At 43.2% G+C, this 14,130-nt stretch carries 19 protein-coding genes; 6 read left to right on the forward strand and 13 right to left on the reverse strand.

Annotated elements, in window-relative coordinates:
- Positions 1-35 precede the first annotated feature (35 nt).
- Complete coding sequence (locus V7L12_RS14730; protein WP_335085140.1) at positions 36-1,517, reverse strand: GTP-binding protein; 1,482 nt, start codon at positions 1,515-1,517, stop codon at positions 36-38.
- A gap of 115 nt (positions 1,518-1,632) precedes the next feature.
- On the opposite strand from V7L12_RS14730, the gene V7L12_RS14735 reads away from it, so the two are divergent.
- The 3 genes from V7L12_RS14735 (at position 1,633) to folP (ending at position 3,694) form a co-directional block, all read left to right on the forward strand.
- Positions 1,633-1,980 carry a hypothetical protein gene (locus tag V7L12_RS14735; protein WP_335085142.1) on the forward strand — a complete coding sequence of 116 codons (348 nt, stop codon included), beginning with the start codon at positions 1,633-1,635 and terminating at the stop codon, positions 1,978-1,980.
- Positions 1,981-2,049: 69 nt separating this feature from the next.
- Positions 2,050-2,781 carry a triose-phosphate isomerase gene (gene tpiA / locus V7L12_RS14740; RefSeq protein ID WP_335085197.1) on the forward strand — a complete coding sequence of 244 codons (732 nt, stop codon included), beginning with the start codon at positions 2,050-2,052 and terminating at the stop codon, positions 2,779-2,781.
- A gap of 52 nt (positions 2,782-2,833) precedes the next feature.
- Complete coding sequence (folP, locus tag V7L12_RS14745) at positions 2,834-3,694, forward strand: dihydropteroate synthase (protein WP_335085144.1); 861 nt, start codon at positions 2,834-2,836, stop codon at positions 3,692-3,694.
- Here the strand turns inward: folP and V7L12_RS14750 are convergent.
- Together V7L12_RS14750 and V7L12_RS14755 are read right to left on the reverse strand one after the other, a co-directional pair.
- Positions 3,691-4,533 carry an SPFH domain-containing protein gene (locus tag V7L12_RS14750; protein ID WP_335085146.1) on the reverse strand — a complete coding sequence of 281 codons (843 nt, stop codon included), beginning with the start codon at positions 4,531-4,533 and terminating at the stop codon, positions 3,691-3,693. The genes folP and V7L12_RS14750 overlap by 4 nt on opposite strands.
- A 71-nt stretch (positions 4,534-4,604) precedes the next feature.
- On the reverse strand, positions 4,605-4,739 hold the full coding sequence (locus V7L12_RS14755) for a hypothetical protein (protein ID WP_335085148.1): 135 nt from the start codon (positions 4,737-4,739) through the stop codon (positions 4,605-4,607).
- Positions 4,740-4,910: 171 nt separating this feature from the next.
- Here V7L12_RS14755 and V7L12_RS14760 point away from each other — a divergent pair, with 171 nt between their 5' ends.
- Both V7L12_RS14760 and rpsU read left to right on the forward strand, forming a co-directional pair.
- A complete protein-coding gene (locus V7L12_RS14760) occupies positions 4,911-5,255 on the forward strand; it encodes a hypothetical protein (RefSeq protein ID WP_335085149.1) in 345 nt (114 codons plus the stop codon).
- Positions 5,256-5,547: 292 nt separating this feature from the next.
- Positions 5,548-5,727, forward strand: coding sequence for a 30S ribosomal protein S21 (rpsU, locus tag V7L12_RS14765; RefSeq protein ID WP_069073049.1), 180 nt, complete (start codon positions 5,548-5,550; stop codon positions 5,725-5,727).
- Positions 5,728-5,997: 270 nt separating this feature from the next.
- On the opposite strand, the gene pth is transcribed toward rpsU, so the two are convergent.
- The 7 genes from pth to psbH form a co-directional block, all read right to left on the reverse strand.
- The gene (gene pth / locus V7L12_RS14770) at positions 5,998-6,639 is read right to left on the reverse strand and encodes an aminoacyl-tRNA hydrolase (RefSeq protein ID WP_335085151.1); all 642 of its coding nucleotides are present in this window, start codon (positions 6,637-6,639) and stop codon (positions 5,998-6,000) included.
- Positions 6,640-6,669: 30 nt separating this feature from the next.
- Entirely contained in the window at positions 6,670-6,942 is a 273-nt protein-coding gene (locus V7L12_RS14775; protein ID WP_335074705.1) for a TatA/E family twin arginine-targeting protein translocase, read from the reverse strand.
- A 404-nt stretch (positions 6,943-7,346) separates the two neighbouring features.
- Positions 7,347-8,072: a formylglycine-generating enzyme family protein gene (locus V7L12_RS14780; protein WP_335085153.1), complete on the reverse strand. Its 726-nt coding sequence runs from the start codon at positions 8,070-8,072 to the stop codon at positions 7,347-7,349.
- Positions 8,073-8,082: 10 nt separating this feature from the next.
- Positions 8,083-8,532 carry a hypothetical protein gene (locus V7L12_RS14785; RefSeq protein WP_335085155.1) on the reverse strand — a complete coding sequence of 150 codons (450 nt, stop codon included), beginning with the start codon at positions 8,530-8,532 and terminating at the stop codon, positions 8,083-8,085.
- A gap of 6 nt (positions 8,533-8,538) precedes the next feature.
- Positions 8,539-8,880 (reverse strand): hypothetical protein, encoded by a 342-nt coding sequence (locus tag V7L12_RS14790; RefSeq protein WP_335085156.1) that lies wholly within the window; start codon positions 8,878-8,880, stop codon positions 8,539-8,541.
- Positions 8,862-9,215 (reverse strand): hypothetical protein, encoded by a 354-nt coding sequence (locus V7L12_RS14795; RefSeq protein ID WP_335085158.1) that lies wholly within the window; start codon positions 9,213-9,215, stop codon positions 8,862-8,864. Before V7L12_RS14795 ends, V7L12_RS14790 begins: the two co-directional genes overlap by 19 nt.
- A 387-nt stretch (positions 9,216-9,602) precedes the next feature.
- Positions 9,603-9,806 (reverse strand): photosystem II reaction center phosphoprotein PsbH, encoded by a 204-nt coding sequence (gene psbH, locus V7L12_RS14800; RefSeq protein ID WP_094348882.1) that lies wholly within the window; start codon positions 9,804-9,806, stop codon positions 9,603-9,605.
- Between the two features lie 85 nt (positions 9,807-9,891).
- Between psbH and psbN the strand changes: the two genes are divergently transcribed.
- Positions 9,892-10,023 carry a photosystem II reaction center protein PsbN gene (gene psbN / locus V7L12_RS14805; protein WP_292866665.1) on the forward strand — a complete coding sequence of 44 codons (132 nt, stop codon included), beginning with the start codon at positions 9,892-9,894 and terminating at the stop codon, positions 10,021-10,023.
- 204 nt (positions 10,024-10,227) lie between these two features.
- On the opposite strand, the gene V7L12_RS14810 is transcribed toward psbN, so the two are convergent.
- The 3 genes from V7L12_RS14810 to gap all read right to left on the reverse strand — a co-directional run bounded on the left by V7L12_RS14810 (position 10,228) and on the right by gap (position 14,085).
- Positions 10,228-11,232, reverse strand: a complete 1,005-nt coding sequence (locus V7L12_RS14810) for a transaldolase (protein WP_335085160.1) — start codon at positions 11,230-11,232, stop codon at positions 10,228-10,230.
- 150 nt (positions 11,233-11,382) lie between these two features.
- Entirely contained in the window at positions 11,383-12,813 is a 1,431-nt protein-coding gene (gene pyk / locus V7L12_RS14815) for a pyruvate kinase (RefSeq protein WP_335085199.1), read from the reverse strand.
- A 228-nt stretch (positions 12,814-13,041) separates the two neighbouring features.
- Positions 13,042-14,085 (reverse strand): type I glyceraldehyde-3-phosphate dehydrogenase, encoded by a 1,044-nt coding sequence (gene gap, locus V7L12_RS14820; RefSeq protein ID WP_335085162.1) that lies wholly within the window; start codon positions 14,083-14,085, stop codon positions 13,042-13,044.
- Positions 14,086-14,130: the final 45 nt, after the last annotated feature.

The following is a 14,130-nucleotide window of genomic DNA, read 5'->3' on the forward strand; positions in this document are numbered from 1 at the left end:
ATAAATATGGCTAACTAAACCTTATTTATGCATCATCACTTTTTGAGTTTTACTTTGTGGAGTAATTCATCTTTAATCCGGTTAAGAATTGAAGTCTCATCCAAGTTTGTCAAAATCCGATTAATCACTGCTTTTGGCCCATCAGGCCCCCAAGTTGCGCCATTGGCTAAATAAACTTTGGTAACTTGTCCAATACCGTAAGAAGAAACACCAGCTACTCCTGCTTGGGTAATTGCCACCGATATATAAGGGCCTAGCGCAATGCCACCCGTAGCTGTTGCAGAGATTCCAAGTAAAGTTTTTAATCCACTTAAGCCTAAATTTGCTAACAATTCACTAGCACCGATGCCACCCATACTCAGGGCGATTTTTTGTAGCAATTGTACAGCCCCAGCTTCTGTCATGGAGAAGCCATAGAGTTTAGATAAACCCAAAATCAGAGCAATATCAATTACCACACTACTCAGAATATCTACCACAGTTATAGGATTGAGTGCGATCGCTAATGCCTTAGTCATCACAGCCTTCCAAATCAACTGATTGGCATTCACCTCCCGAATCATCAGTTTTCGTTCTATCAACTGCTCATTTACGATATCGGCATAAAGCATGGTATTGAGGGCAACCAAAGCTTTACCCTCACGATGCAGAATCTCCAAGATTTTCAGCTTCAGTTCCTCAACTTGGGCATTCCCTGTACGTAACTGTATGCCCCTCGTACCATCAGGGCGACGAATCGCCGTCTTCACCAATGGCGATGCCGCCGCCATGACAATTTCTAGAGGTGTGAGTAATTCCCGCACCCTTTCATCCCGGATTTTGTGATAAATTGCCATCCGGTCTGCTTCTGGATACTGGTCTACTTTGTTAAACACCAGAATGATCGGTTTACCTGCTTCCCGCAACTGAGAAAGGGCGGTGTATTCCAGCTTTGTCATATCGCCAGAGATCACAAACAGAATCAAATCCGCTTGTTTGGCAATCTGTTCAGCTAAGGCGGCACGGGTTGCACCATCTACTTCATCTAACCCAGGAGTATCAATTAATTCCACTTGGGATTGACCTACACCAGGGAGAGTAACTCGCAAAGCACGTTCAGTTTCCCCAATCATCTCCTCGCTAATACTCCAATTAACTGTTTGTGCAGTACGGGTGACACCGTGCAGCGGCCCAGTTTCAAATACCGTTTGCCCAACCAAAGAATTGAGTAGAGAAGACTTACCACGTCCCACCATGCCAAAAGTCGCAATCTGCACTACCATGCGGTCTAACTTTCCCAGCATGGTTTCCAACTCAGCAATTTCCGTCTCTAATCCGGTTTTCTCTTGGGGGGTGAGGTCGAGATTGGCTACCAAGTTTCGCAGTGCCGTTTGTGCTTGTTTATAGTTCAGTTCCGTCTGAATATCTTCAAAACTGAAAATAGCACTATCCAGTTCTTCCTCCCAGCTGAGAGAATTTGCATCAGTGTTGGCAGAATCGCTTTGATCAGGTTCAGGCACGGGCAATATCGAAGTCATATCAATTTGAGATTTGAAATTTGGGATTTTTAAATTAGCCCTGTCTCTTATCGTAGTTATTTTTAACAGGGGTTTGTGGAGATAAGGGAGCAGGGGGAGCAGTGGGACACAATGAGTGGAAGTCAAAGACTCATTAACGGAGTTCAAAGACTCGTCGGCGAGTATCAAAGACTCGTCGGCGAGTATTAAAGACTCATTAACGGAGTTTAAAGACTCGTCGGCGAGTATTAAAGACTCATTAACGGAGTTTAAAGACTCGTCGGCGAGTATTAAAGGCTCATTAACGGAGTTCAAAGACTCGTCGGCGAGTATTAAAGACTCATTCACGAGTATCAAAGACTTGTCAGCGAGTATTAAAGACTCATTCACGAGTATCAAAGACTTGTCAGCGAGTATTAAAGACTCATCCCCTATTCCCAATACTTCGGCTACGCTCAGTACAAGTGCCCAACTAGTGGACTAATGGCTAACAAAAAGTCATAAACTGAAAAATGCATCTAAATAACTCGTTAGGATCTTGACTAAATTACCTGTGCGGAAAATCGTTATTGCCGGCAACTGGAAAATGTTCAAAACCCAGGCAGAGACCCAGGAATTTTTACAAGGATTTCTGCCCCACTTAGACGAAAGCCCCGAAGGGCGAGAAGTCATATTGTGCCCTCCGTTCACTGATTTAAGCCTTTTGTCCCAGAGTTTGCACGGTAGCCTCATCCACCTGGGGGCACAAAATGTTCATTGGGAAGAATATGCAGCCTATACAGGCGAGATTTCTGGCCCAATGCTTACAGAAATTGGTGTGCGCTTTGTGATTGTCGGTCATAGTGAACGAAGGCAATACTTTGGCGAAACGGATGCAACCGTTAATCTGCGCGTCCGAGCTGCTCAAAGGTTTGGTTTGACCCCAATTTTATGTGTTGGCGAAACTAAACAACAACGAGATGCAGCAGAGACGGAATCAGTGATTACTCTCCAACTCGACAAAGGCTTGGTAGATATTGATCAGGAAAATTTGGTGATTGCCTACGAACCTATTTGGGCGATCGGTACTGGTGATACCTGTGAAGTAACGGAGGCGAATCGGATAATTGGCTTAATTCGGAGCAAGTTGAGTAATCCGAATGTATCAATTCAATATGGCGGCTCAGTCAAGCCAAATAATATTGATGAAATTATGGCTCAACCAGAAATTGATGGTGTTTTAGTAGGAGGAGCAAGTCTAGAACCTGAGAGTTTCGCTCGGATTGTGAATTTTCAATCAGTGTGATGTGCTTTTTTCTCGTTCCCATGCAGAGCATGGGAATGCCTAATGTAGATTTATGCCAAGGAACTTGATAATTCGAGGACGCTGTTTCGATTGGGGACAGCAGACTTATTTGATGGGCATTTTAAATGTAACGCCTGATAGCTTTAGTGATGGGGGTGAGTTTAACACCTCCTCTACCGCTTTAGTTCAGGCGCAAGCACTGGTGGCTGCTGGTGTTGACATTATCGATGTGGGCGGTCAATCAACTCGACCAGGGGCAAAGCAAATAACTCTGGCGGAGGAACTTGACCGGGTACTATCAGTATTACGGGTGCTAAGACCAGAAATTTCAGTCCCGATTTCTGTAGATACAACCCGTGCTGCTGTAGCCCAGGCATCTGTAGCAGCTGGAGCGGATATTATTAATGATATTTCTGGCGGCACTTTTGACTCAGAAATGTTGGCAACAGTCGCAGAGTTAGGTGTGCCGATGATTTTAATGCACATCCGGGGAACACCACAGACAATGCAACAACAGACTGATTATCAAGATTTGCTCGGTGAGATTTATAGTTTTTTGGCTCGGCAAATTCAGGCAGCAACTACTGCGGGCATTGACCGGGATAAAATTATTATCGATCCTGGTATTGGTTTTGCTAAAAACTATGAGCAAAATTTAGAAATTTTTCGCGGCTTGCGATCGCTCACACCACTCAACTGTCCTATCTTGGTAGGAGCATCTCGTAAAAGTTTCATTGGTCGCATTTTAAATCAACCAGATCCCAAAGCACGAGTTTGGGGAACGGCAGCAGCTTGTTGTGCTGCTATTTTTAATGGCGCTGATATCCTCCGAGTTCACGATGTTCAAGAAATGCGCGATGTTTCACTGGTAGCTGATGCCCTATTGAGACAAGCTATACAGCATGACTCTTAAGGATTACCGTTTTCGAATTTTTTGCCGTTACCTTCTTGATTTCCTGACTCGGCTATCAACTCCTGAAACATTTCACTTGAGTTAGCTGGGTCTACAAAGACAATTTTGGCATTACTGCTCTCACCAAGTTTTTGGCTGGCATCTACGTAATCTTGAGCTACAAGATACCGCAGAATGTCCCTACTGTCAGGATTGGAACGTAGAGCTTGAGAAATGATTTGCACTGAAGCCATAGTTCCTTCTGCTTTCTTAATCGCAGCTTCCTTTTCCCCTTCTGCTTCAGTAATCAATGCCCGTTTTTTGATGACGGCGGCTTGTTCCTCTTCCCTAGACTTTCGCACACTCTCAGGTAGAGTAATTCTCTGAATATCTAACCGGAGTATATCAACTCCCCAATCTGCCGTTACACTATTCAACTGGTCTAAGATAGCTGAGTCCATCTCCGTTCTAGAGACGTTGGTCTGCTCTAGGGTATTTTGAGCAATGATTTCTCGCAGCGTGGTTGTGGTGATCTGTGTCAATGCCCCTTGCAGATCCTCAATCGCGTAAAAGCTTCTCTCGATATCTCTAATCCGCCAGTATACAATAGCGTCCACTTCCACATAAATATTATCTTGGGTGATCACATTTTGAGGTTTGATGTCTAAAAACTGCTCTCGTGTAGTATCTTCCATCACAATCTGATCTACCAAGGGAACAATAAAGTTCAGCCCAGGCTTAAGTTTCCGATGATACCGCCCCAAGCGTTCGACTAAGGCTTCATTTCCTTGATTAATCAGTTTTGCAGAACCTAAGGCATAACCTATAAGGGCTAAAACTATAGCAATAATTGGCTCCATGTATGCTCCTATTCAGCTTTGGGGAGATTTTAGTGTCAAAGATATGCTACTAGCTTGTCATATCTTTGAGTCTAATGTTTTGAGTCTGTAATTTTATCAACACCAGCAGCGATGTCGAGTCGCTGCAAGTTTTGTACATAAGTTGTAAGTGAGACTGTTTTGCAGAATGCGATCGCTATTAAAGCACCTTGATAAAACGCTGGCAAGGACTACTTGATGTAATCAACATCACTTGTACTGGCATTTTCAGACAGCTTGGATTTTTTAAGTACATTTATGTAAAACAAATTATTGAAAGGTAAATTTTTGCATGATTTTAAAAACACCACTATAATCGGATAAAAATTGGCTTCAGCCATTAAAAATATCGCAATATTATGGGCAGATTGTTAATCAAACTTATAGGTTTAATTCTACTTTTCACAGGATTATACTTTTTTGGTCAAAACATCATATTTGTTAGCGGTTACTATTCATATTTTTACCGTAGCTTCCCTGCTACAGCTTCAGTTTTGGCAACGATGATAGGTATATTTGCATTAGTCTTTTTTAAAAGAGAAACTGGTAACTTGGGATGGATTTTTCTAGGCATTGGCATAGTACTAGTTTTCTTAAGCGGTGGAGTTATTCTAAAGCCAACTAGCTTATGGAATTTCATAATTGCTTTTACCGCATTAGCATCTGGATATAAATTACTAAATGAGGGCAGAATCAACTTTTAAAATCTGTTTTCATCATGTATCTTAGTAACTAAGATTACATTATTCCCCAGTTCAGAGTACAGCCAGAAAAATTTAGTATTATAATTTCCCCATCTTCTCTATTGCTTCTGAGAGTGCATTAGGGCACTTAGATTAACTTTTAATTAAGTAACGATTTTACGAGAGAGAAGCACACATAACCCGCCTCAACCGGACGAATAGCCTCTTAATCATGACTTTAACTCAGAGGGGTTTTACTAAGGTTGAGGGTAATATTAGAATGGAAACTATTGATGATGAGGAAAAGGGAAGAGTGACCCAGGTGGTTCTAGGAGAGAACGAAGGAATAGACTCAGCTTTGCGTCGGTTTAAACGCCAGGTTTCCAAAGCTGGGATATTAGCTGATGTGAAATATCATCGGCACTTTGAAACACCGATAGAAAAACGCAAACGTAAGGCAGTGGCAGCTAGACGCACAAGACGTTTTAAATAAACCTATTTGGTGTGATACTGGCGTTGCTTGAGGTTATGACCGAAAACAGGCAATAGTAAAAGCGCCATTATTCATACAAACATTAAGCAAAGTCTGCCGCACCGCTAATTAGGGTGTAAATGAGTTACTTTTCCTATACGTAGAGCGCGTTAGAGGCTTTATCTTGGTTAGATGGAGCAAGCTAAAATCGCTGCCCAGCAACCAAAATAAGCGCCTTTAAACATCGGTTAGCTTTCTTTAATAAGCTGATAGGACAGTATTTATCCAGCCCTAAGACTCAGAATTATTAACGGTGCGGCTATTACAAACATTCATCGCCTTTTCTACTCCCTGTTTGAGACTCAGTTCAATACACTCAACTACGAACTGAAGTACAAGAGACATCTGCTGATTTTCGGCAGCGGAAAATCGCCCCAGCACATGGGAGATAGCACCGGAATCATCGTTATTAGCTGCATCTTTGGGTTTACCAATACCGATTCGCAAACGGGGAAAGTTTTGGCTACTAAGATGTGCGATCGCACTTTTCATGCCGTTATGTCCCCCAGCCGAACCAGATAAACGCAAACGAGTTTTTCCCAAGGGCAAATCCATATCGTCATAAATCACCAACACTGACTCAGGCGGCAATTTATACCAACTTGTCACCGCTTGTATTGCTTGTCCTGAGCGATTCATATAAGTTAACGGCTTTAGCAAGCGAATCTTACCTCCACCTGGGGCGATACCCTCGCCATACTCACCTTGAAATTTGCGGTTTTCTGTTAAGGAAATGCGCCAAGAACGGGAGAGAGTTTCTAAAGCTGCAAAACCGATATTATGGCGTGTTTGGTCGTACTTAGCTTCTGGATTCCCTAACCCGACAATTAGTTGTGGAATTACCAAACCTGGTTGCGTAACAGCTTCTGTCATTTTGCCTACAGTCAATTGATATGCAGCATCCTAGCTAGGTTGGGAAGAACTAGCGGTATCCTGCTCAGATTTAGCAGGGTGGATTTGCTTAGGTTCCAATTCAGCAGTAGTCTTTACAGTTTCTTCTAACTGTTCTGCTTCTTTTTGAAACTCGTTTTGAAACTCCTTGGAAGCTTCTTGAAAACTACGAATTGTTTTCCCCACACTCCGACCAATTTCTGGCAGCTTCTTTGGGCCAAAGATTAACAATGCTACTACCATAATTACAGCCATTTCCGGCAGACCGATACCAAATATATTCATTTTTTGTCTCCTGTAAACTATAGAACCACTATATAGACTCACATATTTATGTAGTCTACTCAATAATCGCTTATATAGAAAGCGATGATCTCCCCACGAGCGAGTGATGCCTTAAGTAAGTCGGCACTAATATTTCCAGCTATCTTAAGAAATTTAAATGTAGGTGCGTTATCGCGCAGTGCAACGTACCGCCAAAAATTTTACCTTTGCCTTAATATATTTCTTCTGTAGAGTTGAGTAACTGTTCGGTTGTAACACCTACATAAGTCTTTTGAATAACTGATAATTCTTTCATTGAAATTAAAAAATCTTAATATTTGTGCCAAAAAATTCGAGTTGCGATAAGGCAACAAAAAAGGAAAAAAGAACAAGAGCAGAGGCCAAAAGAGGAAAAGTATAAAGGGCTACTGAAGAATCCTCCCAACCCCGCAGACAACACGAAAACCAACATCGTGGTTGATGCCGTCGTGCCCCGCCCTATAGTTGATGCCGCGGGACGCGGAACGGCAGGTCCCAGGAAGGTTGAACCAGCAACCGCCCCGCAACACGGCGTTTCCTTTTTTTTGAGAAAAGTTATTATTATCATTAAACCACGTACTGCCATCTATTGGCGCTCCTTCATAGTTATTGTGCCAATCATCAAGACACCATTCGCATACCTGGCCGTGCATATCGTATAACCCAAAGGCGTTAGGTACTTCAAAACTGCCCACTTCTGTTGTTTGCTCTCGATATGTTCCTTTCACACCAGCACCGTAAGTATAGTTAGCATTGAAGTTGGCTAACTTTGATGTGATTGTTTCGCCAAAATGAAATGGTGTTGTTGTTCCGGCTCTACAGGCATATTCCCATTCCGCTTCACTAGGAAGACGGTAGCTTTTGCCTGTGTATTGGGAGAGGCGATCGCAAAATTCCACCGCTTCAAACCAAGATACTCCCTCAACTGGTCGATTTTCTCCTTTAAAATCGGATGGGTCTGGTTTCAGTTCGCGGTTGACTTGGGGGAGAGATGTGACTGCTTGCCATTGTGCTTGAGTGACTGGGTACTTGCCCATAAAAAAGGGTTGAACCTTTACTTCATATTGAGGTTTTTCAAAGCCATATCCTTCACCTTCGGGTGAACCCATCATGAATGTACCACTAGGGATGGCAACACCACTGGGGATAGATAACCTGGTGAGAATCGGCTGGTTCTATAATCAGCGATTGATTATGGTCAGTTTGGGGTAGCAATCGAAATTTGAAGGCTTCATCGAAATTAACTCCTTGCTGAAAAGTTTGAGAGTTAAACAGTTTTATTAATTTATCATCAAGTTTAACTGCATTACGACTCAATAAAAAACTATTCGTAACTGAATCCTGATTGAATAATGCCTGATAAAGTCGTCGAGAAAAACATCGGGCTGCAACATCTAGAATTTTATCTTCAGCGTTAACCGCAATTACATGATACACTCCTGTTTTTATAAAAGCTTGAGCTAACTTTTCAGAATGACAGGCATTAAATAATGCTAATTGACAAGGTGGCTGGTTTTGATTTGATAAGGCGATCGCCAGTTCTTCTTCACTAAAAGAACGAGTAATTCCCACTTCATCTTATAACACCAACGCTGTACTATCTCTATCTCTCATTCCATGACCAATAAAATGAATAATCAGTGGTTTGACACGATGAGACAACACATCTTGTAGAGTCTGTGAGGTGGCTACTTTAACCACTATTTCCACTGCTATAGGGAAAGATATATCCTCTAACACTAAAGCAATGGCATCAATTTCTTCCTGCAGATATAAATTCTCTACTGGCGATAAGTCTTCAGTCAGTAGAGGGGCTGAAAACAAGATTAGAATTTGATTACTGAACGAATTATCTTGTTTAGTAACTTTTTCTAACCCTGGACTAAAGGGAACTTTTTCAGCTACTTTTGAGACAGCCATTCTTCTATTTCTTCATCAGTGGCGGTACTTAAGTCAAGCGAGGGGCGAACTGGGTGTTCTAACTTGCCTTGTGGTTCTATCCCTTTTTCTCGCAATTTTCGCCGCCAATTATTGATCGCCTTAGCGACTTTGATACTGTACTCTATCAAATTGGCTGTTGCTGCTATCCCTCCAACTACTGTAGCCACAAAAACTATGTCATCTGCACCTACTATCCGACTTGGTGACTTTTGCACCTTGATTGAACTCATCCCCAGCAATGTTTCTAAAGACTCTATTTCATCTGGGGGCAATTGGGATGAAATCACTATGCTACAGAGAGGAATTTCGCTCATTTACACCTCTAAAAGTTTTATTTTTTGATCAATATTTGCAGTTCGTATTTAAAAGCTAGATTAACTTTTAATCCTGTTTGACTAAGTAATACTTAGTGATATTGTAGTACGACATTTTTTCTTTTGGCAGATGTTTTGCTTCTACCCCGCTTGTGTCACTCTGGGGAGAAAAAAATAAATATAGGTTGGGTTGAACGAACGCAAACAGCGTCTCATAGGGAAGTTAAACCCAACAAACTTTTGATAATGTTGGGTTTCGTTCCTCAACCCAACCTACACCTGCTCACATATATAGTTAGTCTAGTAGCAAATCGCAACTCACAAAAAAACCCGGAAAAACCGGGTGTAACTTAAGTTGTTATCCAAACTCGCTCGCTGTATTATCAGTTAGCGTCCTAAACTGCGCCAATCGACAAATACATCCTGAACCAACAGTGATTTATTGTAAAGTTGCAGAATAATCAGCAGAAACACGAAAAATAGCGCCATAAAAACAGCCATCACAGGGGTAGTACCCCAACCTGGAGCCACTTTCCCATACTCAGAGTTCAGTGGTTTCAGGATATCTCCCAACCTAGTCCTTTGTGCCATAGTTCACCTAAGATTACTTGCCAAAGCTTTTTTTAATCTTCTGTAATATTCTATAAGAATAGCACTCATCATCTATCTCTCAATTATGGAACCCGCAATAGTTCTTAGCATTTCTGTAGCTGCCGTGGTGATTGCCATCACTGGAGTTTCGATTTATACCTCCTTTGGCCCTCCTAGCAAGGAATTGAACGATCCGTTCGATGACCACGAAGATTAAAAGAGTCATATCATATCCGCATAAATTTTTGCTGCGATGTCTACGACGGGCTACGCCTACGTAGACAAGCATTGCTGTTGTTCATCGGGGTTTCCTCCATGAGCGGTTGGGAATCATAACTAATTACTCGGACATGATATTTGAAGTGCGTTACGGCTTGAGCCGTAACGCACACTACTTTAGATGTTTTTTAATTGCAAGTCCCTAATGGCTTGCTACTACCTCTGCTTCAAGGCGAGCTAGTCGGACTGCCAAAAGTTTTTCAAGGTCTTCTAATGCCTTGGTGAAACCTTTGATGCCCTCGTCTAGTTTGTCAGTCGCCATGCGGTCAGCGGCGTGCATCTTGTCATAGGTAGCTTTGTCAATGGATATCTTTTCAATTTCCAAGTTTGCTACCTTGGCAGGGTCAAGTTTGCGTGGCAGTTCTCCAATGGTTGCCTGTAATTCACCCAAAAGTGACGGGGAAATTGTCAATAAATCACTACCGGCAAGTTCAGTAATTTCACCAACGTTACGGAAACTAGCTCCCATAACTTCGGTTTTATAGCCGAATTTCTTGTAGTAGTTGTAGATTTTGGTGACAGACAAAACTCCTGGATCTTCGGCTGCTGGGTAGCTATCTCGTCCAGTATCTTTTTTGTGCCAGTCGAGAATCCGACCGACGAAGGGAGAAATTAGGGTAACACCAGCATCTGCACAGGCGATCGCTTGGTGAAGACCAAACAACAAGGTAAGGTTACAGTGAATACCTTCTTTTTGCAGGATTTCTGCTGCCCGAATGCCTTCCCAGGTGCTGGCAATTTTAATTAAAACGCGATCGCGGCCAATCCCGGCAGCTTTATACTGGGCAATTAATTCCCGTGCCTTAGTCAGGGTAGCTTCAGTATCGTAGGACAAGCGAGCATCCACTTCTGTAGACACGCGACCGGGAATGATTTGCAAAATCTTTAATCCAAAAGCAACTGCCAAACGGTCAAAAGCTAGAGAAACTATCTGTGTTTGGGTAGCTTTGGCTCCAGCATCTTTCTTTGCTTGGAGTAAAGTTTGATCGACAACTTCCTGATATTCTGGCATCTGCGCCGCAGCAGTAATCAGAGAAGGATTGGTGGTGGCATCTTGAGGTTTGAACTTTTCAATTGCCTGGATATCCCCCGTATCCGCAACCACGACAGTCATTTTCCGCAATTGTTCTAGTAAACTCTTGGACATAAAATACTCCGTGATGAATGTTACAGGATTTACTTAATTCCCCAGTTGTTTAAACTCTTGACTATTCCTTCAATTCTGATTCTGGCAATTTTTCGGAATCATTGCCCAACTTTGCTTACTATTCACAGCCACAGCCCTATTCTAGGTGGGTTATGCCGAAATTGGCTGTCCAATGGAATGCACTTTGATTAAACTAGTTGTTCCCGATTTACCAATTGGAACCCCAGAGGTAATTACCACCTTATCGCCCTTATTCGCAAGACCCATGTCTACAACTGTGTTCACCACATTGGTAAACATCTCTTCGGCATTGTGGACTGGTGGGATCAGCAAAGCTTCCACACCCCAAGAAAGCGCTAGTTGGCGATAAGCGGTGATGTCAGAGGTGAGGGCAATAATGGGAGAAGTAGGCCGATATTTAGATACCATTCTTGCCGTACTTCCTGATGAAGTGTTACAAAGAATTGCTCGTGAGCCTGTTTCATAAGCGATGCGACACACTGATTCTGCCACTGATTCGGTAACGCTGAGACTGCCTGCTTCATGACACCAAGCATGTCTGCTACCCTCATCTAGAGCCTGTTCTGTCCGCACGGCGATGTTGTGCATCATCTGAACGGCGGCAATGGGATATTGTCCGACAGCTGTTTCACCAGAAAGCATTACCGCATCCGTACCATCTAAGATGGAGTTGGCAACATCGGTTGCTTCGGCACGGGTGGGGTCAGGGGCGCTAATCATCGACTCTAGCATTTGGGTGGCTGTAATCACCGGCTTGCCAGCACGATTGCAACGGCGAATAATATCTTTTTGAATTAGGGGGACTTCGTGAATTGGCACTTCCACCCCTAAATCGCCACGGGCAATCATAATCGCGTCGGCAACTTTCAAAATGGAGTCAAAGTTTTCTACTGCCTCTGCTCTTTCGATTTTGGCAATTAAGCGGATGGAAGCACCAGCAGCTTCAATCATTCGCTTGGCGGGTTCTAAGTCTTGTGGCGATCGCACAAAGGACACCGCCACCCAGTCTACACCCAACTGAATCCCAAAGCGCAGATCCAGCAAGTCTTTTTCGGTGATTGAACTGACGGGTAAAGGAGTTTGGGGTAGGTTTACTCCCTTGTGCGTAGAAATTAACCCGCCAATTTTTACTAGTGCCCGAATGCGATCGGCATCGCGATCGGTGACAATTAATTTGACGCGACCATCATTAATTAAAATCGGTTCGCCTGGTCGCACCATTGCAAACAAAGTCGGCAATGGTAGAGGTAGTTCGTCAATACTCTCACCCTTTTCTTGCAAAACAAAGGTAACTTCACTACCAGCTTCCAGATTTAACCCTTCCGGTGGCAAAGTTCCCAAGCGAATCTTCGGGCCACACAAATCTTGCATAATTGCGATCGGCTTTTGCTGCTCAGTACTAATCTGCCTGAGATAGTGAGCCGTTTGGGCGTGGAATTCATAAGCTCCGTGGGAGAAATTCAGCCGTGCCACGTTCATTCCAGCTTCTACTAAGCCTTGCAGCCTTTCAGGTGCAGATGTAGCCGGTCCAACAGTACAAATGATTTTGGTTCGACGCATAGGGATTGGGGGTTGAGGAGTAACCTGCAAATTTGGATGCTTTGAGCGATCGCACGAAACATCCAAACTCACACGTGCTTCATATCACTGGTTTGCTAAATAAAAATACTAGATTACGTTTTGTTTTCGGAGTATTTACCATTTGACCCAAATCCCAAAAGTCTCTAGTCAAGAGTCAGCAGTCAAAAGCTAATGACTAATGACTAATGACTAATGACTAATGACTAATCAAACCACAGCCCCTGTCGGGGCGAGTTTTTCCTTCTGTGACATAGACAACATCAGGTCAATCACACGATTTGAGTAGCCCCACTCGTTGTCATACCAGGCAATTACCTTGAAGAAGTTGGGATTTAACTCAATCCCAGCACCTGCGTCGAAGATGCTGGAATGAGTATCACCTTGAAAATCTGTGGAAACTACTTCTTCATTTGTGTAGCCCAAGATACCCGTTAGCGAACCTGCGGCAGCCTCCTTCATAGCAGCACAGATTTCCTTATAACTGGTGGCTTTGGCTGTTTTGAAAGTTAAATCAACTACAGAGACATCGGGAGTCGGAACTCGTAATGCCATCCCAGTTAACCTGCCCTTCAATTCTGGTAAAACCAGTGCTACGGCTTTAGCTGCGCCTGTGGAGGAGGGAATAATATTTTGGGATGCACCTCGACCACCCCGCCAGTCTTTCTTGCTGGGGCCGTCTACAGTTGGCTGAGTGGCAGTCATAGCATGGACTGTGGTCATTAACCCTTCAGTTAACCCAAAGTTGTCATTAATGACCTTAGCTATGGGAGCTAGACAGTTTGTAGTGCAGCTAGCATTGGAGACAATGATATCCTTGCCAGGTTCAAATAGGTGATGATTGACACCCATTAACAGGGTAGTAACTCTATCTGGATCTTTGGTGGGAGCGGAAATTACCACTCTCTTTGCACCTGCCTTCAGGTGGTTTGCAGCTCCTTCGTAGTCAGTGAAGAGTCCGGTAGCTTCCACGACATAATCTGCACCTAATTTTCCCCAAGGTAACTCTGCTGGATTCCTAACTGACACACAAGGAATGAAATGTCCGTCAATCAGGATGCCGTCTTCCTTGGCTTCAACCTTGTGCTTTAATTGACCGTGGGTTGAGTCGTACTTTAATAGATAAGCGAGATTATCTGGTGGTACTAGGTCGTTAATGCCCACAAACTCAATGTTGGGATTATCGATGCCAGCGCGAAGTACAAGTCGCCCGATTCGACCGAAGCCATTGATACCAACTTTCAATTTAGTCAAGATTAAACCTCCCGTTGTGGAAGTTGAACAAAAGGAGAAAGTTAA

This window comes from Nostoc sp. (genome assembly GCF_036918245.1).
Lineage (GTDB): Bacteria > Cyanobacteriota > Cyanobacteriia > Cyanobacteriales > Nostocaceae > Nostoc.

Coding starts and splice junctions, on each gene's coding strand:
- V7L12_RS14790 (WP_335085156.1), bottom strand. CDS start 8,880: ATGGCTGTCTCAAAAGTAGCTGAAAAAGTTCCCTTTAGTCCAGGGTTA.
- V7L12_RS14795 (WP_335085158.1), bottom strand. CDS start 9,215: ATGAGCGAAATTCCTCTCTGTAGCATAGTGATTTCATCCCAATTGCCC.
- psbH (WP_094348882.1), bottom strand. CDS start 9,806: ATGGCACAAAGGACTAGGTTGGGAGATATCCTGAAACCACTGAACTCT.
- psbN (WP_292866665.1), top strand. CDS start 9,892: ATGGAACCCGCAATAGTTCTTAGCATTTCTGTAGCTGCCGTGGTGATT.
- V7L12_RS14810 (WP_335085160.1), bottom strand. CDS start 11,232: ATGTCCAAGAGTTTACTAGAACAATTGCGGAAAATGACTGTCGTGGTT.
- V7L12_RS14775 (WP_335074705.1), bottom strand. CDS start 6,942: ATGAATATATTTGGTATCGGTCTGCCGGAAATGGCTGTAATTATGGTA.
- V7L12_RS14780 (WP_335085153.1), bottom strand. CDS start 8,072: ATGATGGGTTCACCCGAAGGTGAAGGATATGGCTTTGAAAAACCTCAA.
- V7L12_RS14750 (WP_335085146.1), bottom strand. CDS start 4,533: ATGGAGCCAATTATTGCTATAGTTTTAGCCCTTATAGGTTATGCCTTA.
- V7L12_RS14730 (WP_335085140.1), bottom strand. CDS start 1,517: ATGACTTCGATATTGCCCGTGCCTGAACCTGATCAAAGCGATTCTGCC.
- pth (WP_335085151.1), bottom strand. CDS start 6,639: ATGACAGAAGCTGTTACGCAACCAGGTTTGGTAATTCCACAACTAATT.
- pyk (WP_335085199.1), bottom strand. CDS start 12,813: ATGCGTCGAACCAAAATCATTTGTACTGTTGGACCGGCTACATCTGCA.
- folP (WP_335085144.1), top strand. CDS start 2,834: ATGCCAAGGAACTTGATAATTCGAGGACGCTGTTTCGATTGGGGACAG.
- V7L12_RS14760 (WP_335085149.1), top strand. CDS start 4,911: ATGGGCAGATTGTTAATCAAACTTATAGGTTTAATTCTACTTTTCACA.